This window comes from Thiomonas sp. 13-64-67, assembly GCF_002282795.1.
In the GTDB taxonomy this organism is placed as follows: domain Bacteria; phylum Pseudomonadota; class Gammaproteobacteria; order Burkholderiales; family Burkholderiaceae_C; genus Thiomonas; species Thiomonas arsenitoxydans.
Window position 1 is genome coordinate 13,388 of the sequence record NZ_NCKP01000013.1, and the last position, 23,204, is coordinate 36,591.

25 protein-coding genes and 1 pseudogene are annotated in these 23,204 nt (G+C 67.1%); 11 read left to right on the forward strand and 15 right to left on the reverse strand.

Annotated elements, in window-relative coordinates:
• Positions 1–5 precede the first annotated feature (5 nt).
• The 6 genes from B7X30_RS05150 to B7X30_RS05175 are packed head-to-tail and all read right to left on the reverse strand — an operon-like array spanning position 6 to position 6,685.
• Positions 6–1,472 (reverse strand): hypothetical protein, encoded by a 1,467-nt coding sequence (locus B7X30_RS05150; protein ID WP_286729539.1) that lies wholly within the window; start codon positions 1,470–1,472, stop codon positions 6–8.
• Complete coding sequence (locus B7X30_RS05155) at positions 1,372–3,171, reverse strand: hypothetical protein (protein ID WP_286729542.1); 1,800 nt, start codon at positions 3,169–3,171, stop codon at positions 1,372–1,374. Before B7X30_RS05155 ends, B7X30_RS05150 begins: the two co-directional genes overlap by 101 nt.
• The gene (locus B7X30_RS05160; protein WP_156053284.1) at positions 3,168–4,187 is read right to left on the reverse strand and encodes a VWA domain-containing protein; all 1,020 of its coding nucleotides are present in this window, start codon (positions 4,185–4,187) and stop codon (positions 3,168–3,170) included. Before B7X30_RS05160 ends, B7X30_RS05155 begins: the two co-directional genes overlap by 4 nt.
• On the reverse strand, positions 4,184–4,690 hold the full coding sequence (locus tag B7X30_RS05165; protein ID WP_286729544.1) for a hypothetical protein: 507 nt from the start codon (positions 4,688–4,690) through the stop codon (positions 4,184–4,186). Before B7X30_RS05165 ends, B7X30_RS05160 begins: the two co-directional genes overlap by 4 nt.
• On the reverse strand, positions 4,690–5,688 hold the full coding sequence (locus B7X30_RS05170; RefSeq protein ID WP_286729546.1) for a DUF58 domain-containing protein: 999 nt from the start codon (positions 5,686–5,688) through the stop codon (positions 4,690–4,692). Before B7X30_RS05170 ends, B7X30_RS05165 begins: the two co-directional genes overlap by 1 nt.
• A gap of 22 nt (positions 5,689–5,710) precedes the next feature.
• Entirely contained in the window at positions 5,711–6,685 is a 975-nt protein-coding gene (locus B7X30_RS05175) for an AAA family ATPase (RefSeq protein WP_286729549.1), read from the reverse strand.
• A 157-nt stretch (positions 6,686–6,842) separates the two neighbouring features.
• Here B7X30_RS05175 and B7X30_RS05180 point away from each other — a divergent pair, with 157 nt between their 5' ends.
• Positions 6,843–7,514, forward strand: a complete 672-nt coding sequence (locus B7X30_RS05180) for an ArsR/SmtB family transcription factor (RefSeq protein ID WP_286729550.1) — start codon at positions 6,843–6,845, stop codon at positions 7,512–7,514.
• Between the two features lie 17 nt (positions 7,515–7,531).
• Positions 7,532–8,887 carry an MFS transporter gene (locus B7X30_RS05185; RefSeq protein ID WP_286729551.1) on the forward strand — a complete coding sequence of 452 codons (1,356 nt, stop codon included), beginning with the start codon at positions 7,532–7,534 and terminating at the stop codon, positions 8,885–8,887.
• Here B7X30_RS05185 and B7X30_RS05190 read toward each other — a convergent pair.
• Positions 8,859–9,173, reverse strand: a complete 315-nt coding sequence (locus B7X30_RS05190) for a cupredoxin domain-containing protein (protein ID WP_286729552.1) — start codon at positions 9,171–9,173, stop codon at positions 8,859–8,861. The genes B7X30_RS05185 and B7X30_RS05190 overlap by 29 nt on opposite strands.
• Before the next feature lie 66 nt (positions 9,174–9,239).
• Here B7X30_RS05190 and chrA point away from each other — a divergent pair, with 66 nt between their 5' ends.
• Complete coding sequence (chrA, locus tag B7X30_RS05195) at positions 9,240–10,451, forward strand: chromate efflux transporter (RefSeq protein ID WP_286729555.1); 1,212 nt, start codon at positions 9,240–9,242, stop codon at positions 10,449–10,451.
• Positions 10,452–10,564: 113 nt separating this feature from the next.
• Complete coding sequence (locus tag B7X30_RS05200; RefSeq protein WP_286729557.1) at positions 10,565–11,191, forward strand: FMN-binding negative transcriptional regulator; 627 nt, start codon at positions 10,565–10,567, stop codon at positions 11,189–11,191.
• A 15-nt stretch (positions 11,192–11,206) separates the two neighbouring features.
• Here the strand turns inward: B7X30_RS05200 and ftsY are convergent, their stop codons facing one another.
• Positions 11,207–12,277 carry a signal recognition particle-docking protein FtsY gene (gene ftsY, locus B7X30_RS05205; RefSeq protein ID WP_286729605.1) on the reverse strand — a complete coding sequence of 357 codons (1,071 nt, stop codon included), beginning with the start codon at positions 12,275–12,277 and terminating at the stop codon, positions 11,207–11,209.
• A gap of 64 nt (positions 12,278–12,341) precedes the next feature.
• Between ftsY and rsmD the strand changes: the two genes are divergently transcribed.
• From rsmD to B7X30_RS05220, 3 genes are read left to right on the forward strand one after another with little or no spacing between them, the layout of a single operon-like run.
• Positions 12,342–12,989 carry a 16S rRNA (guanine(966)-N(2))-methyltransferase RsmD gene (rsmD, locus tag B7X30_RS05210; protein WP_286729558.1) on the forward strand — a complete coding sequence of 216 codons (648 nt, stop codon included), beginning with the start codon at positions 12,342–12,344 and terminating at the stop codon, positions 12,987–12,989.
• A 35-nt stretch (positions 12,990–13,024) separates the two neighbouring features.
• Complete coding sequence (coaD, locus tag B7X30_RS05215; protein WP_013105032.1) at positions 13,025–13,522, forward strand: pantetheine-phosphate adenylyltransferase; 498 nt, start codon at positions 13,025–13,027, stop codon at positions 13,520–13,522.
• 8 nt (positions 13,523–13,530) lie between these two features.
• A complete protein-coding gene (locus B7X30_RS05220) occupies positions 13,531–13,794 on the forward strand; it encodes a YfhL family 4Fe-4S dicluster ferredoxin (protein WP_013122481.1) in 264 nt (87 codons plus the stop codon).
• 16 nt (positions 13,795–13,810) lie between these two features.
• Here B7X30_RS05220 and B7X30_RS05225 read toward each other — a convergent pair whose 3' ends face one another.
• The 6 genes from B7X30_RS05225 to B7X30_RS05250 all read right to left on the reverse strand — a co-directional run bounded on the left by B7X30_RS05225 (position 13,811) and on the right by B7X30_RS05250 (position 17,306).
• Positions 13,811–14,278: a hypothetical protein gene (locus tag B7X30_RS05225; protein ID WP_286729560.1), complete on the reverse strand. Its 468-nt coding sequence runs from the start codon at positions 14,276–14,278 to the stop codon at positions 13,811–13,813.
• Positions 14,279–14,282: 4 nt separating this feature from the next.
• Positions 14,283–14,903 (reverse strand): aminoacyl-tRNA hydrolase, encoded by a 621-nt coding sequence (gene pth / locus B7X30_RS05230; RefSeq protein WP_286729561.1) that lies wholly within the window; start codon positions 14,901–14,903, stop codon positions 14,283–14,285.
• A gap of 27 nt (positions 14,904–14,930) precedes the next feature.
• On the reverse strand, positions 14,931–15,974 hold the full coding sequence (locus B7X30_RS05235) for an NAD(P)H-dependent glycerol-3-phosphate dehydrogenase (protein WP_286729562.1): 1,044 nt from the start codon (positions 15,972–15,974) through the stop codon (positions 14,931–14,933).
• A gap of 25 nt (positions 15,975–15,999) precedes the next feature.
• Positions 16,000–16,494 (reverse strand): protein-export chaperone SecB, encoded by a 495-nt coding sequence (gene secB, locus B7X30_RS05240; RefSeq protein ID WP_013105027.1) that lies wholly within the window; start codon positions 16,492–16,494, stop codon positions 16,000–16,002.
• Between the two features lie 130 nt (positions 16,495–16,624).
• Positions 16,625–16,888 carry a glutaredoxin 3 gene (gene grxC, locus B7X30_RS05245; RefSeq protein ID WP_013122477.1) on the reverse strand — a complete coding sequence of 88 codons (264 nt, stop codon included), beginning with the start codon at positions 16,886–16,888 and terminating at the stop codon, positions 16,625–16,627.
• Positions 16,889–16,895: 7 nt separating this feature from the next.
• Positions 16,896–17,306 carry a rhodanese-like domain-containing protein gene (locus B7X30_RS05250; protein ID WP_013105025.1) on the reverse strand — a complete coding sequence of 137 codons (411 nt, stop codon included), beginning with the start codon at positions 17,304–17,306 and terminating at the stop codon, positions 16,896–16,898.
• Positions 17,307–17,495: 189 nt separating this feature from the next.
• Here B7X30_RS05250 and gpmA point away from each other — a divergent pair, with 189 nt between their 5' ends.
• From gpmA to B7X30_RS05265, 3 genes and pseudogenes are all read left to right on the forward strand, one after another.
• Positions 17,496–18,203: a 2,3-diphosphoglycerate-dependent phosphoglycerate mutase gene (gpmA, locus tag B7X30_RS05255; protein ID WP_156053296.1), complete on the forward strand. Its 708-nt coding sequence runs from the start codon at positions 17,496–17,498 to the stop codon at positions 18,201–18,203.
• Between the two features lie 156 nt (positions 18,204–18,359).
• Positions 18,360–19,862, forward strand: coding sequence for a S41 family peptidase (locus B7X30_RS05260; protein ID WP_286729566.1), 1,503 nt, complete (start codon positions 18,360–18,362; stop codon positions 19,860–19,862).
• 25 nt (positions 19,863–19,887) lie between these two features.
• Positions 19,888–20,593: pseudogene (locus tag B7X30_RS05265) on the forward strand (HesA/MoeB/ThiF family protein).
• Positions 20,594–20,605: 12 nt separating this feature from the next.
• Here the strand turns inward: B7X30_RS05265 and B7X30_RS05270 are convergent.
• Entirely contained in the window at positions 20,606–21,547 is a 942-nt protein-coding gene (locus B7X30_RS05270) for a LysR family transcriptional regulator (protein WP_286729568.1), read from the reverse strand.
• A gap of 129 nt (positions 21,548–21,676) precedes the next feature.
• On the opposite strand from B7X30_RS05270, the gene B7X30_RS05275 reads away from it, so the two are divergent.
• Positions 21,677–23,197, forward strand: coding sequence for a CoA-acylating methylmalonate-semialdehyde dehydrogenase (locus B7X30_RS05275; RefSeq protein WP_286729570.1), 1,521 nt, complete (start codon positions 21,677–21,679; stop codon positions 23,195–23,197).
• Positions 23,198–23,204: the final 7 nt, after the last annotated feature.

The following is a 23,204-nucleotide window of genomic DNA, read 5'->3' on the forward strand; positions in this document are numbered from 1 at the left end:
CGGCGTCAATCCCTTCGCCGCCTCGCCGCCAGCGCCGCGTGCACAGCGCGGCGCAGCGCGGGGAAGTCGGGCATTGTGTGCAGCCCGTAGAGATGGCGCTGCAGGCGCTCGGCAAGAGGGTGCAGGGGATGTGGCGGCGGCAGGGCTGCATCGCTTAGCCATTGCGCCAGGGTGGCGGCGCGCGGCAGGCCGCGCCGGGGAGGCAGTGCCAGCCAGGCTTGCTTGAGCGCTGCGGCGTCAGTGGCTTGTTGCACGGCGTGCAGGGCGCGGCGGTGACGCCGGATGCGGCAGGCCCAGCAGCGACCGGCGCGCAGCGCAAACAACAGCAAGAGCAGCGCCGCGGCGCCGCCCAGGTCGATGGCGAGATGCAGCGGGCGGGCATCGACCACGGTGAGCAGTGGCGGTACCCAGCGCGCGGTGGCGGGTAGTTCGGTGCGAGGGTCGAAATAGTCGAGCCGCAACGCGGGCGCTTGCAGCCGGCCCGCGGTTTGCGGGCGCAGGTAAAGGGTGATGTCCCAGGTGTCACCTGCTTCAGCGGAGGATTCTTGGGTGCGGGTTACCTGCACGCCAGCGGGGCCGAAACGGGCGGGCAGCGCGGCGTCCCAGCGGTGCGCCACGCGCAGCACCTGCGCCCGGTCGAGGCCGGGGGCAGACAAGCGCAGCCGCCACGCGGTGGTGTCGCCCAAGGGCAGTTGGGCCGGGGCCGAGAGCAGCTGCAACTGCGGCGCGCCGATCAGGCCGTCGGTCGGCCACCACTGCGGCAACGCCCGCGCGGTAAAGCGCAGCGGCGGCGGAGCATAGACTCGCAGGCTGCCAAAGGCATGGGCGCGCAGCAGCCCAAAATCCATAGTCAGCTCGCCAGCCTGCAAGGGCAGCACACGCCAGGCGAACACTTGCACGAGTTGAGGCGCGCCGTCGATGACTTCGCTGCGCACCGAGTCGGCCAGCGGCGCGATCTGCGCCTGCGCGCTGCGCGGCTGCGGCGTCGTCCACGCCAGATTGCCGCCGCCGATGGTCCACAGTTCCACGCGCAGCGCTTGCAGCGCGTAGGGACGGGCGGGCGTCATGCGGGTGCGCCATTGCAGCGGGGCTTCGCCGTTGGCGGCTGCGGCGACATCGAGCGTTTGCGCTGGGCAGCGCCCGCCGCCCGCTTGCACGGCGGGCAGGGGCAAACGCCCGCTGCGCAGGGGGTAGAGCGTGAGGGTGGCGGTCTGCTCGCTGTGCCCGTCCGTGCTGCCGCTGGCGCCTTGCTGGTCGGTCAGTAGCCAGTCGGGCGCGAACTGCGCGGAGGTGAAGCTGGGCAGCGGCGCGGCGAGGTCGCGCGCGATGAGCGTCCAATGCAACGGGTGGCCGAGCACGGCGGCAGCGGGCTCAGTGCGGCATTGCAGGCTGGCTTGCGCGGCGGCGGGGCGCGCGGCGGCGAGCAGGCCGAGGCTCAGGGCCAGCGCGGCGAGGGGGCGGGCCAGGGTCATCGTGCGCCCTCCTGCGCGGCCGCGCGGGTGTCGATGGCGGCGCGCTGGGCGAGCAGTTCGGCGCTGGCGTCGCGCAGCAGCTGCAAACGCTTGTCGGCCCCGGCCCAGTCGAGCGTAGGCGGTTGCCAAGGCGCGGGGACGGCGGCGGTTGCCCCTGCCGTGGCGAGCTGCCCGCCGGGCGCCAATGGCGCGGTTTGCTGCAGCGGCGCCGAAGCCTGCTTGGGCGGCTTGCGGCGCAGTTGCGAAGGCGTGTTCGAGCCCTGCTGGCCGAAGCGCGAGTGGTGGATGGGCGGCGCGCGTTTGGCGATGCCCACCAGATCGCTTCGAACGCCTGCACCGCTTCCAGCGTGCGTCCGGGCAGGTGCAGGCTGGCATCACCCAGGTTGTAGAACGCAGCGAAGCGCTGCTCGGGCGTGTCGGCCTGCAGCAAGGCGCGGTGGAAGGCCTGCGCCGCAACCTGAAATTGCCGCAGCCGATAGGCCGCTGCGCCTTCGCCCATGCGGGCCGCGTAGCCGGGCAAGGCGGCATATAGCGCCTGCGCGCGCGCGAAGTCGCCCTGCTGCCAGGCCTGCCAGGCTGCGTGTTCGGCGCGCAGTGTGTCCGGTCTCGAAACCAAGGCGGGCGGCTGCGCCTGCGCGGGCGGTGCAAGGGGCAGACCGAGCACCAGCGCCAAGCCCAGCAGGGCCACGGCGGGCGACACGCGGCGCGGGCGCTCGCGCCAGAACAGTAGCGCCAATGCGGGCAGCAGGAACAGGCCGTAAAGCTCGCGCCAAGCGGTGATTTGCTGCACCCGACCAGTTGCCCCGACCGGCAGGCGGGCGATGCCGCGCGCATAGAGCGCGTTCCAGTTGTCCGCGCCGGTCTGGCCTGCGGTCACGGAAGCAAAACCGCCGCCGCTGATCTGCGTCACTGCGCGCAAAAGCGCCGCGCTCTCGGGCGGCAGACCCGGCAGGGCGAGGACGAATAGCGGCAGCCGGGCGCGGTGTAAAGACTCGCCCACCGCGCTGGCGTCGAAGTCTGCGGGCACTGGAACGCCTGCACCAGCCAGCAGCAGCACAGCGCCGCTTTCGCCCTCGGCTTGTTGTTTCAAGCGCTGGCGCGCGAGGGCGAGCAGGCCGGGCAGCGCGGTGGAAGCGGGCGTGTCGGCGAACACTTCGGGGCGGGCCTGCTGCGCGGCGTGCGCGAACAGGGCGGGGTCATTCGTCGGCGGCAGCAATTGCGCTGCGCCCACCGGTCCGCCCGGACGCGCTGCGCCATAAGCGATTAGTCCGAGTCGTTCGCCGCGCAGTTGCGGCCACAGCGCAGCCAGCAGCAGGCGCTGCTGCTCCAGCGCGGAAATAGGCGCTGCGGTCGCCGCTGCGGCGTCGGCGCTGGCATCCATCAGCACCATCACGGCGATGCGGTGCAGCCCGCCCGCCTCGCCGCCGCTCACCGGCTGGCGCGGCCCGGCTGCGGCGGCAGCGAGCAGCGCCCACAGCAGCAGGTCGAGCGCCAGCGCGCGCCGCAAGCGCTGCGGCGACGGCAGGCGGGTGGCGAAGGGCAGTAGCGCGGCGTCGGCATAGGCCAGCGCCCCGGCGCGCACACTGCGCGCGCGCCACAGCCGCAGCGCGGCCAGCAGCAACGGCACGGCCAGCAGGGCAAAGGCCCAGGGCCGCGCCCAGAACCAGGGCTGGGTGAGGAGCACATCCCAAGTCGTCATTTGCGGCTCCTGGGTGCGGCGCTTTCAGCCCACATCGCCAGCAACCACAACGCCGCTCCGGCAAGCAAAGGCCAGAGGAACAGCGGCTGCACGGCGCGACGCGTGGGCGGGGGATGCAGCCGGGGATTGAGCGCACCGATGTCGCGCACCGCCGCCTGTTGCGCCCCGGCGCTGGCGGCGAAGTAGAACCGCCCGCCAGTGGCTTCGGCGATGAGGCGCAGATCGGGCTGCGGCCCGCCGTAGGCCGGCACGGTGTAGGGGCGCCCGGGGTCGGGGGTGGTGCCGACTTCCACGGTGTAGGTGCGCACGCCCAGATGCCGCGCCAGCGCCACCGCGTCGGCCGGGCTGATGGCGCCGGTATTGCTCTGCCCGCCGTCGGTGTAGAGGATGAGAATAGGCTTCAGGTCGAGCTGCAGACGCACCTGCCGCAGCCCCAGAGCGATGGCGTCGCCTAAAGCGGTATCGGGGCCAAGCTGTCCCACGGCGAGCAGCCCGGCCATCTGGCCCGCGGCGCGGGCGTCGAAGGTGGGCGGCAGAAGGGTGGCAGCATGGCTGCCGAAGGCCACCAGCGCGAAGCGGTCGCCCTGGCGCGCGCGGGCGAAGTCGGCAAACACGCGCTGGGCCACGGCCAAGCGCGAGGCCGGCTTGCCCGCCCAGGTGAGGTCGTGCAGGCTCATGGTGAGCGAGGTGTCGAGCAGCACCACAATGTCGCGGCCTTCGGGCGCGGCGGCGATCCATGCGCCTTCGCGCTGCGGTTGCGCGAGCGCCAGTACGAAAGCCAGCAGCGCCAGCGCGCGCAGCACTGGCGCGATCCGGGGCTTGCGGTGCGGCGGCGACGCCTGCAGCAGGCCGTGCAGATCAGGGTGCAGCAGTTGGGGCGCTGGCGCTGCCTCGCTCAGATGCGCGCGCCGCGCCGCCAGCAGCGGCAAGACCGACAGTGGCAGCAGCGATAAGGCCAGCGGCTGCGCCCATTGCAAAACGGCCAGGCCCGAGGTGAGATCGGCCCAGGCGCTCATTGGACGGCCTTCAACGCAGCGTGCTGCAAACTGTGGACGAAGGCCGCGTGGGCGCGCGCTCTGCCCCACCAGGCGGCGCGCAGGGCTTGGGTGGCGGCGGATTCGAGCGTCTGCGCGGCGGCTTTCAGGTCAATCGACGTTTCTGCGCTGGCCGGGGCAAAGCGCAGGGCATCGAAGGCGGTGCGCAGGGGCTGCGGCCAGTCAGCCTCCGGCAAGGCGAGGCGTAATTGCGCGGCCAGATGGGTCGCCAACTGCGTTGCCAGTTCCGTCGCCAGCTGCGTGGTCTGCGGCCCTTGCGTTTCGCGTTGCAAAACCGCGCGAGCCTGCGCCCGCAGCAGCCGCCATGTCCGCCCGCGCCCCCAGCCCAGCACGACCCAGACGCACAGCGCCGGCGCAAAGACCAGCGCCAGCCACGGCTGCGGCGTCTGCCACCACGGCGCGGGCGGCAGCGGCGCTGGCGGAAGGGGCGGAAGAATGTCGGCGAGCGCGGCCAGACGATCCATCACATCCCCGCCACGCGCAGCGCCCGCAGCACGGCGACATCGCTTTGATCGACTCCGGCGGCTATGCAGCGCAGGCCGCGGGCGCGCCAGCGGGCCAACAGGGCGGTTCGGTGCTGCGCAGCGCGCCGCGAAAAAGCGGCGCGGGCTGCCGCATCGGGCCAGGGGCCGGATTGCTGGCGCGCCAGATCGACGAAGATGGCACCGTCCAGCGCAGCGTCTGCAGGCAGGCCCGCCTCGGCCGGATCGGTCACGCGCAGCAGCAGTACCTCGACGCGGCTGCGCAGCGTCCAGAGCGCGGCGTCGATGTCGGGAGCATCCCACCCCGCACCGTCGCTGGCAAGCAGCACGCGTGCGCCTTCGGGCAGGGTGCGCGCCAGGCGCTGCGCCCAGGCGGCGAAAACACCGGCTGAGGTTTCGGGCGCTTCGGCGAGGTGATCGGGTTGCAGCGCTTCGATGCGTTCCTGCTGCAAGCGCTGGGCAAGGCGCTGCACCGCCAGCAGACCGCGCCCGAGTTCTGCGCTGCGCACCGGCCCGCGCCAAAGGCTCAGGCCCAGAGCACCGGCGGCGCCTTCGGCCGCGAGGGCTTGCGCGGCGCAGCCCAGCAGCAGCATGCGCGCGGCCTGCTCGGCCTTGGTGCGCACGCGGGTGCCAAAAACCATGCCCGGGCGCAGGTCGAGCAGCAAATGCAGCGCCGGGGCGTGCTCTTCGCGGTGCACCTTCACATACGGCCGACCGGTGCGCGCGAGCAGGCGCCAGTGCAGATCGCGCAGGTCGTCTCCGGGCTGATAGGCGCGGCTTTCGGCATAGTCGAGCCCGCGCCCCGTCCAGCGGGAGCGGCTGTCGCCCGCCGCGCGTTGCGACACCGGCTGAGTGGCCGCGGCGAGACGCAGCCCGCGCGCCCGGGCGATCAGGGCTGCGGCGTCCGCCGCCAGCAGCAAGGGGCGCGACGCCTGCGGCGAGTCGCGGTCTTGCGCTTCACGCCGCCAGATGGCGAACATCGCCTTCACGTCAGTTCAGCGCTCAAGGCCACTGGGTGGCGGCCAGCAGATCGGCAATCAGCGCGTCGCAGCTCACCTCGCGCAGCCCGGCGTCGAGCGAGAGCACGATGCGGTGGCGCAGCACATCGGGCGCCACCGCCATGACGTCGTCGGGCAGCACGAAGTCGCGCCCGCGCAAATAGGCCAGCGCCCGCGCGGCATGCGCCAGCGCCAGCACCGCGCGCGGCGAAGCGCCGGCAGCCACGACGCCTTCCATGCCCGCCAAGCGCTGCTGCGGCGCGCGGGTGGCGCGCACCAGATCGACGATGGCGCGCTGCAGGCTCTCGGCCACATGCACTTGCAACACCTCCTGACGCGCCGCGAGCACGGTGGGCACGTCCACCGCAGGCGGCGGGCCACCGCCCAGACTGCGCGCCGGGTCGCTGGCCTGCAGATGCAGTTGCAGAATGCGCAGTTCCTCATCGGCCGCTGGATAGTCCAGCCGCACATGCAGCAGGAAGCGGTCGAGCTGCGCCTCAGGCAGCGCATAGGTGCCCGCCTGTTCGAGCGGATTCTGCGTGGCCAGCACGAAGAACAGCGGCGGCAGCGGGTAGCTCACACCGCCTACGGTGATCTGCCGCTCCTGCATGGCTTCGAGCAGCGCCGACTGCACCTTGGCCGGTGCGCGGTTGATTTCGTCGGCCAGCACGATGTCGTGAAACAGCGGCCCGCGCACGAATCGCACCGTGCCCTCGGCGGGGTTGAACACCTCGGTTCCGGTCAGGTCGCCCGGCAGCAGATCGGGGGTGAACTGCACCCGCTGGAAGCTGGCATGCACCCGGCTGGCGAGCGCCTTGACCGCAGTGGTCTTGGCCAGCCCGGGCAGCCCTTCGAGCAGCAGATGGCCGCCGGTGAGCAGGCCGATAACCAGCCGGTCGAGCAGCGCTGTCTGGCCGACGATGTCGGTGCTGAGTTGCTCGCGCAGGGCGGCGACTTCGGTCTGGTGCGGGTAGGTCATCGTGTTTGTGAAATTCAACGCATTGAGCGCATGCGCATGGGCTGATCATAAAAGTCTCGCCAAGCGCGACGTAGCGGAGGAACCCGAAGCCTGGCACGCGGGCCCTCATGGAAACTCTTGATGGACAAACATTCGCGCGTTCGTTAGATTGTTCTCCATGAACTCACGAGAACTCAAAAACCATCTGTACGAACAAGTCGCCCGCATCGGCGCGGCCGTGTCCAGCCCCAAGCGGCTGGAGCTGCTGGAAATTCTGGCGCAGGGCGAAAAGCCGGTGGAGGCGCTGGCGCGCGAGGCCGCCATCGACATCAAGCTCGCCAGCGCGCATTTGCGCGTGCTCAAGGGCGCGCAGATGGTGCAGGTGCGCCAAGATGGCAAGAGCCGCATCTATCGCATCAGCGGCACCGACGTGGCCGCGCTGTGGGTGGCGCTGCGCAGCGTGGCCGAAGCGCATGTGGCCGATCTGCAGGTGGTGATGCAGCGCTTGTTTTCCGGCCCCGAGCGTCTCACGCTGGAGAGCAGTCAGACCCTGCTGGACAAGGTGCGCAAGGGCGATGCGGTACTGATCGACGTGCGCCCGGAGGCCGAATACCGCACCGCGCATCTGCCCGAGGCACGCTCGCTGCCGCTGCCCGAACTGGAGGCGCGTTTGCGCGAACTGCCGCGCGGCAAGGAGATCGTGGCCTATTGCCGCGGGCCGTTCTGCGTGATGTCCGACACGGCGGTGAAGCTGCTGGTCGAACGCGGTTTTCGCGCTCGCAAGATCGCCGAGGGCGTGCCGGAATGGCAGGCTGCCGGGCTGCCGCTGGAGCAGGACACTGCGCCCTGACGGCGATGCGCCGCGCCATGTTCCCTCGGCCTGCAAGCCGCTCGGGTGCTGCCGATCTCAACGCACCCGCCCCGCCCGAACCCTATCTGCAGGGCATCCGCATCAACCTGGACCAATTCATCTGGCAAGCGGTACAGGTGAGCTTTGTCGGCCTGGTCATCGGCATGGAGCGCAATGTGCTGCCGGTGGTGGCGCAGCAAGACTTTGACGTGCCCAAATCGTCCTTCCTCTACCTGATGGCCTTCGTCATCTCGTTCGGGCTGGTGAAGGGGATGCTCAATTTCGTCGCCGGGCGGCTGTCCGAGCGCATCGGGCGCAAGCCGGTGCTGGTGATGGGCTGGGTGGCGGCCATCCCCATCCCGCTGCTGATCTACTTTGCACCCAACTGGTGGTGGGTGGTCGCGGCGAATCTGTTTCTCGGCGTGAACCAGGGTTTCGCCTGGAGCATGACGGTGACGAGCAAGGTGGACATCACCCGCGCCGAGCAACGCGGTTTAGTCACCGGCATCAATGAGTTTGCGGGCTATGCCGCGGTGGGGCTGGCGGGCATCGTCACCGGCTACCTGGCGCAGCTCTACAGCCCACGCCCCGCCCTGCTGGGGTTCGCCCTGCTGGTGATTGCCGCAGGACTTGCAACCGCGCTGCTGTTCGTGCGCGAGACCCTGCCCTGGGCGCGCGCCGAGAGCCAGCGTCATGCCGACGGCAAGCATCAGGGCGTCGAGCCAAGGTTCGCCGAAGGGCTGCCCGCGCATCCGTCCTCATTGCAGGTGTTCGCCTTTGTGTCGTTTCGCCACGCCACGTTTTCGGCGCTATGTCAGGCCGGGGTGGCCAACAAGGTGGCCGACACCCTGCTGTGGGTGCTGTTCCCGCTGTATCTGCACGGCCACGGCCTGAGCGTGGTGGACATCGGCTGGGTCACGGGGGTCTATGGCCTGACGTGGGGCGCCTCGCAGTTGTGGACCGGGCCGCTGTCGGACCGCATCGGCCGCAAGCCGACCATCGTTTGCGGGCTGTGGCTGCTGGCGGCGGGCGTGGCTTCCGTCACGCTGGTCGCGGGCACAGTCGCCTGGCTGGCTGCCGCCGTGGTGATGGGCGTGGGCATGGCGCTGCTCTATCCCAACCTCATCGCCGCGGTGGCCGACATCTCGCACCCGAACTGGCGCAGTTCCTCGCTGGGCGCCTACCGCTACTGGCGCGACACCGGCTACGCCCTGGGCGCGCTGGTGTTGGGCGCCATTGCGCAGGTTGCCGGGCTGATCGCCCCGGCGTTCTGGTTTACCGCGGCGCTGCTGGCCGCATCAGGGTTTTGGGTGCTGCTGCGCGCGCAGGAAACTCACCCGCGACTTACTTCACCGTCACCGTCCCGGTCATGAAGGTGTGCACCGCGCAGTGGTAGGGAAAACTGCCAGGCTTGTCGAAGGTGTGGCTGAACGATTTGCCTGGCTGGAGCAGGCCCGAGTCCCAAAGTTTGGTATCGCTGGTCGCAGTGTGGGCAAAGCTGTCGTCATTGGTCCAGGTCACCGTGGTTCCGGGCGCGACCGTCACCGTGTCGGGATGAAAATTCATGCCCCTGATTTGAATCTGCACCGTGACCGCCAACGCGCAACATGGCCAGACGAGCAAGGCGAGAATCGCGGTTCTGATGAACGGTCTGCGCATGGCAAGCTCCTGTAGAGCCGTTCAAATTAGGCGCACCACCGCAACGTCGCAACAAGGACATTCCCCATGCCCGACGATCAACACCCTCGCACACCACCGCCGGAGGCAGCGGCGGCGATCTTCCTCGCCTTTCTGCGGCTGGGACTCACGGCGTTCGGCGGGCCGATTGCGCATCTGGAATATTTCCGCCGCGAGTTCGTCGAGCGACGCGGCTGGCTGTCGGCGCAGGCGTATGGCGATCTGGTGGCGCTGTGCCAGTTCCTGCCCGGCCCGGCCAGTTCGCAAACCGGCATCGGGCTGGGGCTGATGCGCGGCGGTTTGCGCGGCGCGCTGGCCGCCTGGCTGGGCTTCACCCTGCCTTCGGCACTGGCGATGACGGCGTTCGCGCTGCTGCTCACGCATGTCGGCGCGCTGGCCCACGGCACCTGGCTGCACGGGCTCAAACTGGTCGCCGTCGCCGTGGTGGCGCAGGCGCTGTGGGGCATGGGCCGTAGCCTGTGCCCGGATCGGGAGCGCGCTAGTCTGGCGGTGGCGGCTGCGGTGCTGGCCGCGCTGATGCCCGGCGTCAGCGGCCAACTCGCCGTCATTCTTCTCGGCGCGGTGGTCGGACGCTGGCTGCTGCGCCCCCCGGTGGAAGCGGTGCATGCGCAGCTGTACGTGCCGCTGCGTCATCGCAGCGCCGTGGTGCTGCTCGCGGCGTTCGGCGCGCTGCTGGTCGGCTTGCCGCTGCTCGCGGCCAGCTTGCATCAATCCGCGCTGGCGCTGTTTTCCAGCTTCTATCAATCCGGCGCGCTGGTGTTTGGCGGCGGCCATGTGGTGCTGCCGCTGCTGCAGGCCCAGGTCGTTCCGGCAGGCATGGACAACTCCACCTTCCTCGCAGGCTACGGCGCGGCGCAAGCCGTGCCGGGGCCGCTGTTCACCTTCGCCGCGTTTCTGGGCGCCGCTTCGGCGCAGGGGCCGGGTGGCTGGCTGGGCGCGGGCGTGGCGTTGCTGGGTATTTTCCTGCCCAGCTTTCTGCTCGTCGCCGGCGCCTTGCCGCTGTGGAGCGGCCTGCGCCGCCACCCCGCCATGCGCAGCGTCCTGATGGGCATCAACGCCGCTGTCGTCGGCCTGTTGCTGGCCGCGTTCTACGACCCGGTCTGGACGGCCGCCATTCACTCCCCGCGCGACTTCGCCCTGGCGCTGGCCGCGCTGTTGCTGCTGCAAGTCTGGAAGGTTGCGCCGTGGGCGGTGGTGGTCGGCGGTGCAGCAGTCACTGCAATGCTGGGCTGGGGGTGATTCCCTGCGCCGGATTGCACCGCCGACGATGTGCATTTTCTTGAAGCCGGGCGCCGATTGCGCCAGTTTTGAGCGATAGTCGCGTTTCCCGCTCACTATTGCCACTTGCCGCCATGTACGTCCCTTCCCACTTCGCCATCACTCAGCCGGGCGAATTGCACCGCATCCTTCGCGCACATCCTCTGGGCATCCTGGTCACGCAAACCGGCGGCGGGCTCGATGCCAACCACCTTCCCTTCGAGTTCGATCCGGCGCAGGGTTTGCTGGGCACGCTCATCGGTCATGTGGCCCGCGCCAATCCGGTGTGGCAGCAGTGCAGGAACGGCGCCGAGGTACTGGTCATCTTCCGCGGCGCCGAGGGCTATATCTCGCCGAGCTGGTACCCGAGCAAACATGAGACCCACCGCCAGGTTCCCACCTGGAACTATGAAGTCGTTCATGCCCACGGTCATCTCACCGTCCGTGACGATGAAAAATTCGTTCGTGGCGTGGTGGCGCGCCTCACCCGCACCCACGAAGCGCAAGAGCCGAAGCCCTGGAAAATGAGCGACTCCGCGCCCAATTACATCGACGCCATGGTGCAAGCCATCGTCGGCATCGAAATCACGGTGTCGCGGCTGGAGGGCAAAGCCAAACTCAGCCAAAACCGGGAATTGCGCGATCGCGAAGGGGCTATCGATGCCTTGCGCCGGCGCGGGAATGGCGAATTGGCAGATGCGATGAAAAAGTCTAGTTCGTAACCCGCCGGACTCCGCTCACTCCCCCACCAGCGCCCGTGCGAACGCCTTCGCGTCGAAGGTTTGCAGATCGTCCAGGCTTTCGCCCACGCCGATGAAATACACCGGCACCGGCCGCTCGCGGGCGATGGCCGCGATCACTCCGCCCTTGGCGCTGCCGTCGAGCTTGGTGATGACCAGGCCGGTGAGGGCGTTCTGGCCGTTGTTGGCGTCGATCACCAGCAGGATTTCATGCGGCGCGCCGTCCATGGCCTTGGCCGTCACGCGTTTGACCTTTTTCAGTTCTTCCATGAGGTGAAGCTGGGTGGGCAGGCGCCCGGCGGTATCGACGATCACCACGTCCATCTCGCGTGCCTTGCCTGCGCTCACGGCGTCGAAGGCCACGGCGGCCGGGTCGCCGCCCTCTTGCGAGATGACTTGCACCTGATTGCGCTGCCCCCACGCGACGAGTTGCTCGCGCGCCGCCGCGCGGAAGGTGTCGCCCGCAGCCAGCAGCACCTTTTCATCGGCGCGCAGCAGGTGCTGGGTGAGCTTGCCGATGGTGGTGGTCTTGCCCGCGCCGTTCACGCCCACCATCATCAGCACGGTGGGGTTCTGACGACCGATGTCGAGCGGTTTTTGCAGGGGGCTGAGCAAATCGGCCAGCGCGTCGGCGAGCAGCGCGCGAACTTGGGCGGGGGTTTCGGCGCGGGCCGATTTCACGCGCCGACGCAGATCAGCCAGCAGCGCGGTGGTGGCGGGCATGCCGGCGTCGGCCATGATGAGGGCCGATTCGAGTTCTTCGTACAGCGCTTCGTCGATCTTGCTGCCGCCGAACAGGCCGCTGATGCCCGATCCGGTCTTTCGCAGGCCGGAGCGCAGGCGGCTGAACCAGCCGGAAGTCGGCTGCTCTTCGGCGACGAGCACGGCAGCCTGCGATGGCTCGGCCTCAGACCTCGTCGCAGCGGCGGGATCCACGGCCGGTGCGGCTTCAGCGGGCGCGTCCAGTTGCAGTGCGGCAAGCGCGGTGATCGCCTCCGGCGCAACCTCGGCCGTCACCTCGGGCGCGGCGGTTTCGGGAGCGGATTTGCGTTTGAAAAAGCGGAACATGGACAACCGATCGAAGAAAAGAGGACAAGATGATGCACGGCAGACTCCTACAATTTACCTGTCCATGAATAACCAGTCTCCAGGCCATCGCGCCCCAAGCCCTTCCGTCCGCCCCCGCCGTGCGCACAGCGGCGAAGTCCGCATCATTGGCGGGCTGTGGAAACGCAGCAAGCTCGCCGTGCCCGATCTGCCGGGACTGCGCCCCACGCCAGACCGGGTGCGCGAGACCGTGTTCAACTGGCTCGGCCAGACGCTGGCCGGTCTGCGCGTGCTCGATCTCTACGCTGGCAGCGGCGCCCTCGGGCTGGAAGCGGCCTCGCGCGGCGCGGCCTCGGTGTTGCTGATCGAACAGCATCCTCGCTGCGTGGCCGCGATTGCCGCCGCCGCGCAGCGCCTCGGCGCGACACAGGTGCAGGTGCGAGGCGCCGATGCGCTCTCCTGCGCGCACGGCCTGGCGCGCGCTGGCGAACGATTCGACATCGTGTTCATCGACCCGCCCTATGTCAGCGCGCAACAACTCGCCGCGCTGCAGGCGGTGCAGCCGCTGGTCGCATCACAAGGTCTGGTTTATGTGGAGACCGATAGGGCCGAGCTGTTCGATACGCTGGAAACCGAGGGCTGGGCGATCTGGCGGCGGGGTCGGGCCGGTCAGGTGCACTTTGCTTTGCTGCGGCGCAACACTGTCGACGCGCTGGCGCCGCAAAACCCCTAAACTGCATTTCCTTTCCACGCTTACTGCCCGTTGCCATGCTGCTCGCCATCTACCCCGGCACCTTCGACCCGCTCACGCGCGGCCATGAAGACCTGGTGCGTCGCGCCAGCAAGTTGTGCGACAGGTTGTTGGTCGCCATCGCCGCCGGTCACCACAAGAACGCCATGTTCACCCTGGAGGAACGGCTGGACATCGCGCGCGAGGTGCTCTCGCCCTATCCCAACGTCGAAGTCAGCGGCTTCACCGGACTGTTGCGCGATTTCGTCGTGGCGCGCGGCGCCCAGGTAGTGGTGCGCGGGCTGCGTGCGGTCAGCGACTTCGAGTACGAATTCCAGATGGCCGGCATGAACCGCCAGCTCATGCCCGACGTCGAAACCCTGTTTCTCACCCCGGCCGATCAGTACCAGTTCATTTCCGGGACGTTCGTGCGGGAAATCGCCATGCTCGGCGGCGACGTGAGCAAATTCGTGGTTCCCTTGGTCATGGAGCGGCTGCAGGCCAAGGTGGCCCAGCGGCGCACCGCCCCGACCTGAAGATCATCATGGCCCTGTGGATCACCGACGACTGCATCAACTGCGATGTGTGCGAGCCCGAATGCCCGAACGAGGCGATTTTCATGGGCCCGGAAATTTATGAAATCAACCCCGACCGCTGCACCGAGTGCGTGGGGCATTTCGACACGCCGCAATGCGTGCAGATCTGCCCGGTGAACTGCATTCCGGTGCGGCCTGACCGGGTAGAAAGCAAAGATCAGTTGATGGAAAAGTATCGTCAACTGACCGCGGCGAAGGCGCCCGTTTCCTGAAAGAACCGTTGCTGCGTCAGGGCGCGGCGTCGGGGCTCGACGGAATGACTACGCGGCGTTCCCGAGTTTGTTGAAGGCGGTGTTTGTGGTGCGCTGCGTGGGCTTTCTCAGCCGCCCTCTTCGCTTTTTTCGCTTTTTTAGCCTCGCGCTGCTGCAAGGCCAGTAGGCGCTTTGGCTCGCGCTGGGCCGCAGCCACTCTCTGCTGCTCTTGCGCCGCCTGCGCTGCGCGTTGCTGGTCGCGGGCATCGAGCAGCGCATTCAGGCGCTGATGCTGCGCCTGGGCCTGTTCGCGTTGTTCGGGGGTGCGGGCGTCCGCAGTGGGAACGGTCTGGCCCGATCCGCAAGGCTGGTGCGAATAGGTGTTTCCGCAACGCCAGACGGGTGCAGCGGGGCTTTCGGCTGAAGGTTCGGCGGTTTGCGCGTCGGCGGATACGGCGGCCAACGCCATCAGCACGCCCACGCCGAACCGGGCCAGATTGTGCATGGCTTCAGCCCCTCCCCGGCTGGGCCGCGGCGGCCGACTTGCCGCCGTCGCTGCGGTTGCTGCGATGAAGCTGCATCATCGCCGCTTCGAACTCGCCTTTGAGCAGTTGCGGCAGCACGGCTTGCGATTGCTCCATGGCCTGCTCGATCAGCTTCAGCTCGGATTGCGGCGGCTTGCCCAGCACGAAACCGATCACCGCGCCCCGGTCGCCCGGATGGCCGATGCCCAGGCGCAGACGCCAGAAATTAGGCGTGCCCAGATGGGCGATGAGATCGCGCAGGCCGTTGTGCCCGGCGTGACCGCCGCCCAGTTTGAGCTTGGCCTGGCCCGGTGGCAGATCGAGTTCGTCATGCGCCACCAGAATGTTCTCCGGCGCGATCTTGTAAAAGCGGGCGAACGCGCCGACGGACTGGCCGGATCGGTTCATATAGGTGCTGGGCTCGAGCAGCCAAAGCTCATGCCCCTGCAGACGCACCCGGGCGACATCGCCGAAAAAACCGCGCTCGGGCTTGAGGCTGACGCCCGCGGCGGTGGCGATCTGATCGACCAGCCAGAAGCCGGCGTTGTGGCGATCGAGGGCGTGTTCCGGCCCGGGATTGCCCAGGCCGACGAGAAGCTGAATCATGCGAAATCCACAGAGATGGAGAGGGACTCATTCTCCGCGCGGCTGGCGCTGGAGCAGACCACTGAGCGCGGCCTGCGGCGTGAGTTTGCCGTCGAGCAAACGGCTCACCGCTTCGGTGATCGGCATGGATACGCGGTGCGCGCGGGCGAGTTGCAATGCCGTCTGCGCGGTATGCACGCCCTCGGCCACATGCCCCAGCGTGGCCACGATATGGTCGAGCCGCTGCCCCTGCGCCAGCGCCAGGCCGACACGGCGGTTGCGCGACAGATCGCCGGTGGCGGTCAGCACCAGATCGCCCAGACCGCTCAGGCCCATGAAGGTGTCGGTCAGCCCGCCCAGCGCCACGCCCAGCCGCGAAAGCTCGGCCAGCCCTCGGGTGATGAGCGCCGCGCGCGCGTTGTGGCCCAGGCCCATGCCGTCACTCACCCCGGTAGCGATGGCCAGCACATTCTTCACCGCGCCGCCCACCTCCACGCCCACGACATCGGGCGTGGCGTAGATGCGCATTGCTCCGTGATGCAGGGCCGCCACGGCCGACTGACGCAGCGCGGCGTCGGTGCTAGCCAGAGTGAGCGCCACGGGCAGACCGCGAGCGACCTCCAGCGCAAAACTCGGGCCGGACAGCGCGCCCGTCGCCGGAGGCGCATCCATGCCAGCGAATACGGCGTCGATCACCGCATGCGGCAGCAGCCCGCTGCCCTGCTCGAAGCCCTTGCACAGCCAGACCAGTTGCTGCACGCGCGCGCCTTGCGGCTTGTCGGCGTTGAAAATCCGCACCGCCTGCGCCGCGGCCCGCAGGCCGGAGACCGGCACCGCCAGCAACAGCAGACCATGGGGGCCGACCGCGTGGCGCAGCGCCGCGTCGAGGTCGGCCGTCACGGTCATAGCCGGTGGCAAATGCACATCCGGCAAATAGGCGGCGTTGACCCGCTCCGCCTGCAAACGCTGCATCTGCGCCGTGTCGCGGCCCCAGAGCAAGACGGCTTGGTGCGCCGCGATCTGACAGGCGATGCCCGTGCCCCAGGCACCGGCACCGAGCACAGTCAGCGAGCGAGGCGGTTGTGACGACATCAGCCGTTAAAACGATCAGAACAAATCAGTTCAGGCGGTCGGGGGTGATGATGGAAGGTGCGTCATTGGCGGCCTGCTGTTGCGCCTGTTGCTGCTCGTACATGGCCTGGAAGTTGATTTCGGCCAGATGCACCGGCGGAAAGCCCGCTCGGGTGATGGCGTCGGCCAGATTGGCGCGCAGATACGGATAGACCGTCTGCGGACAGGCAATGCCAAGCAGCATGTCGGCATGTTCCTGCGGAATATTGCGCAGCTCGAAAATGCCGGCCTGCTTGCCTTCCACCAGAAACAGCACGCGGTCTTGCATGCGGGCCGTGATGGTCGCCGCCACGGTAATTTCGAACAGCCCCTCGACCACGGGCTGCGCTTCCACGCTCATTTGCACGTCCACATTGGGCTGCTGCTGCTCCAGCAGGATCTGCGGCGAATTGGGCTGCTCCAGCGACAGGTCTTTCAGATAGCAACGCTGCAGCATGAAAACCGGATCGGCGGATTGCGTGTTCTCGGGGGTGGCGCTCATCAAAAATTCTCCATGGAAAAAAGCCCGCAGGATGCGGGCGTCGATTGCTTGTGGCTGATTCTAGGCCCGCCACATGACAGCCCCGCCAGACCCACTGGCCAGCCGGGCTGCTGGATGAGCCGAGCGGGCTTCAGGCGGCGTCGCGCAGCAGGGGCATCAGGCCGCCCCGGGCGTCGAGGGCGTAGAGATCGTCGCAGCCGCCCACATGGATGTCGCCTATGAAAATCTGCGGCACGGTGCGGCGCCCGGTGGACGCCATCATGTGCTGGCGCTGACCCGGATCGAGATCGATGCGGATTTCTTCAATGTCCACCACGCCGCGTTTTTGCAACAGCGCCTTGGCGCGGATGCAATAGGGACAGACGGCTGAGGTGTACATGCGAACCTTGTTCATACGAAAGTCATCCTTTTTCAACCGGTAGCCCGGCTTCGCGCCAAGAGCGCATCCCGCCCGACACCGCCGCAGCGTTCACAAAACCCTGCTTGCGAAGTTGGGCCGCGGCGCGCTTGGCCCGCATGCCCGATGCGCACATGATCAGCACCGGCGTGTTTTTATCTTTGGGGAGATCACTCAAGCGCTTGTCGAGCTGGCCCAGCGGAATGCTCTTGCTGCCCACGGCATGGCCAGCCTGAAATTCATTGGGCTCGCAGACGTCGATGATCACGCCTTTTTCGCGGTTGACCTTGAGCACGGCCTGAGCCGCACTGACGCCATCCGACCCGGACGCGCCGCCGTAGGAACTCCACAGCAGCATGCCGCCGGAAGTCAGGGCAATGAGCACGAGCGCCCAGTTTTCGATGAGGAACTGCACTTCAGTTTTCTCCTTGAGAAGGTGAAATTCTAAAAAATCAAATCTGCTTGCGCTGATGTATGGTTTTGTTCCATCTACCGCATGGCGTGCGTAGGGCACCGATTGCTGCAGTGCAGCGACATTTTGCAGCTGGACTACTATTGTTCTGTGCTCCGCATTGTTTCACTCCTTCGCACTTCGAGACCTCCCATGTACAAACTCGTCATGCTGCGCCACGGTGAATCCACCTGGAATCAGCAAAACCGCTTTACCGGCTGGACCGATGTCGATCTGACCGAGCAGGGCATCCGCGAAGCCCGCGCCGCCGGGCGCCTGCTCAAGGAACTGGGTTACAGCTTCGACCTGACCTATACCTCGGTGCTCAAGCGCGCCGTGCGCACCCTGTGGCTCACGCTCGACGAGCTCGACGCCATGTGGCTGCCCGTGGTGCACACTTGGCGGCTCAACGAGCGCCACTATGGCGCGCTGCAAGGTTTGAACAAGGCGGAAACCGCCGCCAAGTACGGCGACGAACAGGTGCACATCTGGCGCCGCAGCTACGACACTCCGCCCCCGCCGCTCGACGAAACCCACCGTCTGGAACTGGCCGCCGATCCGCGCTATGCCCGCCTCAAACCCGAAGAGCTGCCGCTGACCGAGTGCCTGAAAGACACCATCGCGCGGGTTCTGCCGTTCTGGCACGAGTCGCTGGCTCCGGCCATCAAGGCGGGCAAGCGCACGCTGGTGGTGTCGCACGGCAACTCCATGCGCGCCATCATGAAGTACCTGGAAAACATCTCGGACGAAGACATCACGGGGCTGAACATCCCCAACGGCATTCCGCTGGTGTACGAGCTCGACGCCGATCTCAAGCCGCTGCAGCGCTATTACCTCAACGCTGCGGGCGGCAAGGTCTGAGGCAAGGTCTGAGTCAGGCCCGCGTGCCTTGTGTCTAATCAGTATCTGTTGACGTTATTCCGCAGACGCCCTGCGGGATGTGCAGTGCTCGCGTCACAAAAATAGCGCTACCCCTATACTGCCCGCTCCTTTAGCAGACACTCCGTTTGATCCACCATGGCCAGTAAATTTCGAGTCGCAGCCTGGGTTGTCGTTGGTGCCATCACCGGCATCATGGCGACCCTGCAAGTCCAGGCGCTGGCGCGCAACACCGTTTCGCCGCTACCGCTGGAAGAACTGCAGCAGTTCGCCGCGGTGTACGGACTGATCAAGGCCGACTTCTTTGAGCCGGTCGATGGCAAGAAACTGATCGAAAACGCCATCAACGGCATGGTGAACAACCTCGACCCACACTCGGAATATCTGGACAAGAAGAACTTCAAGGACTTCAAGGAAAGCACCAGCGGCAAATTCGTCGGCGTGGGCATCGAAATCGCCGCCGAAGATGGATTGGTGAAAGTGGTTTCGCCCATCGAGGGCTCGCCTGCTGCCCGGGCTGGCATTCATGCGGGCGACCTGATTACCCGCATCGACAATACCGCCGTTAAGGGTCTGAGCCTGAGCGACGCGGTCAAGCTCATGCGCGGCAAGCCGGGCACCAAGGTCACCCTCACCGTGCTGCGCAAATCGGAAAACCGCACCCTCACTTTCACCGTGACCCGCGAGCTGATTCAGGTACAGAGCGTCAAGGGCAAGATGATCGCCCCGGGCTATGGCTGGATTCGTATCACCCAGTTCCAGGCGGACACGCTGAGCAGCTTCGTCAAAAAAATCGACGCGCTGTATAAGGAAGACCCGAACATGAAGGGCCTGATCCTCGATCTGCGCAACGATCCGGGCGGTCTGCTCGAAAGTGCCGTGGGCGTGGCTTCGGTGTTCCTGCCGAACGACGCCGTGATCGTCAGCACCAAGGGGCAGATGCCCGAGGCTAACTCCACCTACCGCAACACCCCGAGTGACTACATGAGCCGCCCGGGCGACAACCCGCTCGACACCCTGCCCGCGGGCGTGAAGACGGTGAAACTGGTAGTGCTCATCAACGGCGGATCGGCATCGGCCTCCGAAATCGTGACCGGCGCCTTGCAAGACTACAAGCGTGCAGTGGTCATGGGCACGCTGTCCTTCGGCAAGGGCTCGGTGCAGACCGTGCTGCCGCTCGGGCCCGACACCGCGCTCAAGCTCACCACGGCGCGCTACTACACCCCCAACGGCCAGTCGATCCAGGGCAAGGGCATCACCCCGAATTACGAGGTTGACCCTTTGGAAAGCGGCGACCCCTACGCCGCGCTGCGCATGCGCGAGATCGACTACAAGAACCAGATCGGCACCGGCAACGAATCGGCCGACTCCAAGCGGGTCGAAGAAGACGTGCGCAAGCAGGAAGAAGCCCGGCGCATGCTCGAAGCCGAACTCCAGAAAGACCCGAACAAGTTGCCGAAATTGCCCGAGTACGGCAGCAAGGAAGACTGGCAGGTGACGCAGGCGATGAATTATCTGGAAGGCAAGCCGGTCATCACGGCCAAGCAGCCGGCCAGCACCGCCAAGGCGAAAACCCCAGCCACGTCGGCTGCAGCCAGTGGCCCGAAGGCGGACGCCAGCGGCGCCACCAAGAGCAAGTAAGGACGAGCCATCGTCCGAGAGAGCGATGGCACCCGGCATGTCTCTCGACGATCGCCAACTGCTGCGTTATTCACGGCACATCCTGCTCGACGAAATCGGCATCGAAGGCCAGGAGCGCATCCACCCTGGTGGACGACGATACGGTCGACCTGACCAACCTGCAACGGCAGATCGCCCATACCGAGGCGCGCATCGGACAGCGCAAGGTCGATTCCGCGCGCGAGGCGATGCGACAGATCAACCCGCCTATCGAGGTCGATGTAATCGCCCGCCGTGCCGACGCAGCCCTGCTCGACGAACTCGTCTCGGCCGCAGACGTTGCCCTGGATTGCAGCGACAACTTCGCCACCCGTCAGGCGCTGAACCGCGCCTGCGTCGCGCGCGGCGTGCCGCTGGTCAGCGGTGCGGCCATCCGCTTTGCGGGCCAGGTCAGCGTATTCGACACCCGGTGCGATGCGCAGGGTGAGCGCGGGCCCTGCTATGCCTGCCTGTTTCCACCGGATGCGCCGGTGGAAGAAGTGCAGTGCGCCACCATGGGCGTGCTCGCCCCTTTGGTCGGTCTGGTCGGCAGTCTGCAGGCTGTTGAAGCGCTGAAAATCCTCAGTCAGACTGGCAAAACCTTGCGCGGCAAGCTATTGCTGATCGATGCACTGGACACTGATTTCCAGACCATCAACCTGCCGCGCAACCCGCACTGTCCGGTCTGCGGCGACCTGCACCCCCACGGCTGAGAACCCCGACAGTCAAAACCCCGTTGCCAACGCCTGCCGCAAGTGCTCGACCAGCAGTTGAATGGCGCGGGGCGTATTGGGACTCCAGGGGCGGATCGCGTAGATCGCCTGCCCGAAAAACCCCAAGGCCCGCCATTGAGGCAACACTGCTCGCAGGGTGGATGAGCGCCCGCCCAAGTCGAGGCTGAAGTCGGGCGCCAGGGCGATGCCCAAGCCGGCGCGTGCCGCCTCGCGCAGCACTTCGCTGGTATTGGCGCGCAGCGGCCCCTGCACAGTGACGCGCACGCGCTGGGGCTCCGCGTCTTTGGCGTTTGGCTGCTCGAACATCCACACCGCCGCTCCGGGCCGCAAATAGGTCAGACAGGCATGCTGCGCGAGTTCTGCAGGATGTTGCGGCTGACCATGCCGACGCAGATACGCGGCACTGGCCACCAGCAGCGAGCGCGTGTCGCACAGTTTCCAGGCCACATGGTTTTCGGGCGGCGCGGCTACATGGCGCACGGCCAGATCGAAGCCTTCCTGCGGCAGATTGCTCAGCCGGTCCGACAACTCCAGCTCCACCTGAATATCGGAATACTTGCGCAGAAAGCTCAACAAGTGCGGCGCCACATGCTGGCGTCCCAAGGCAACGGGCGCGGTCACGCGCACCAGACCCCGCGGCGTTTCCGCCAGATCGTGCACCGCCCCCACGCTGCGCACGATGTGGGCGAATGCGGGCGCCGTCTCGTCCACCAGTCGCTGCCCGGCCTCGGTCAGCCGCAGGGTGCGCGTGGTGCGGCGCACCAGCGGCACGCCGATACGGCGCTCCAGTGCGGCAAGCTGCTGACTCACCGCCGCCTTGGAGACCCCGAGTCGCTGTGCGGCAGCCGTCAGGCTGCCCTGAGCGGCAATGGCGCCCAGCCAGTGCACTTGCTGCCAGAGCAAGTCGTCACGCGGGGGCGAAACGGTGGACATGGCGATCTCCTCCGGTCTAATTGTTCGTTTTTCAAAACAATGTTGTCAGTTTAGATCGCTATGCAAACGCGCAGGCGTCTCATAGACTTGTCGCCATTCCACATTCTTCCGTTCACAGGAGACTCGCTCATGGGCGCACCTCACCCGTTCACTGGCGCCGCCGATGTGGCGCATTTCATCGCGGGCCGCATCGCCTCGGTCGAAGGCGCGCGCAAGCAGGCCATATTCAACCCGGCCACGGGTGCGGTATCGCGACAGGTTGAGCTGGCCGATGCGGCGCAGGTGGATGCCGCCGTCGCCGCCGCACACGCCGCGTTTCCGAAGTGGGCCGATATGCCGCCTGTGCGCCGCGCCCGGGTGATGTTCAAGTTTCTCGATCTGCTCAACCAGCACCGCGACACCCTGGCCGCCATGATCACTGCCGAGCACGGCAAGGTGTTCACCGACGCGCAGGGAGAGGTCACGCGGGGTATCGAAATCGTGGAGTTTGCGTGCGGCATTCCGCAACTGCTCAAGGGCGACTACACCGAGCAGGTGTCCACCGGCATCGACAACTGGACCATGCGCCAGCCGCTGGGCGTGGTGGCCGGCGTCACCCCGTTCAACTTCCCCTGCATGGTGCCGATGTGGATGTTCCCGGTGGCCATCGCGGCGGGCAATACCTTCGTGCTCAAGCCCAGCCCGCTCGATCCGTCTCCCAGCCTGCTCATGGCCGAATTGCTCAAACTAGCCGGCCTGCCCGACGGCGTATTCAACGTCGTGCAGGGCGACAAGGTGGCGGTCGACGCCCTGCTGGCGAACCCGGACGTTAAGGCCATCAGCTTTGTCGGCTCGACCCCGGTGGCGCATCACATTGCACAAGAGGCCGCGCGCCGGGGCAAGCGCGTGCAGGCGCTGGGTGGCGCCAAGAACCACATGGTGGTGATGCCCGACGCCGACCTCGACCAAGTCGTGGACGCGCTCATCGGCAGCGCCTTCGGCTCGGCGGGCGAACGCTGCATGGCCATCTCGGTGGGTGTGCTGGTGGGCGATGTGGCCGAAAAAATTCTGCCCCGGCTGGTCGAGCGTACGCAGGCGCTGAAGGTGAAGAACGGCATGGAGCTCGATGCCGAAATGGGCCCCATCGTCACCGAGGCGGCGCGCGAGCGCATCACCGGCCTGATCGACTCCGGCGTGCAGCAAGGCGCGAAGCTGCTGGTGGACGGTCGCGGTCTTGCAGTGCCCGGACATGAAAAAGGTTTCTGGATCGGCGGCACGGTGTTCGATCAGGTCACCCCCGACATGCGCATCTATCAGGAAGAAATCTTCGGCCCGGTGCTCTCCTGCGTGCGCGTGCCCGACTTCGCCTCGGCGCTCGAGCTCGTGAACGCGCATGCCTACGGCAACGGCGTGGCGTGCTTCACGCGCGACGGCCACGTGGCGCGCGAGTTCGGCCGCCGGGTGCATGCCGGCATGGTGGGCATCAACGTGCCCATCCCGGTGCCCATGGCCTGGCACGGCTTCGGCGGCTGGAAAGCCAGCCTGTTTGGCGACATGCATGCCTATGGCGAAGAAGGCGTGCGCTTCTACACCAAGCAAAAGAGCATCATGCAGCGCTGGCCGGAAAGCACCCCCAAGGGCGCCGAGTTCGTCATGCCCACGTCCAAGTAAGCGCAGC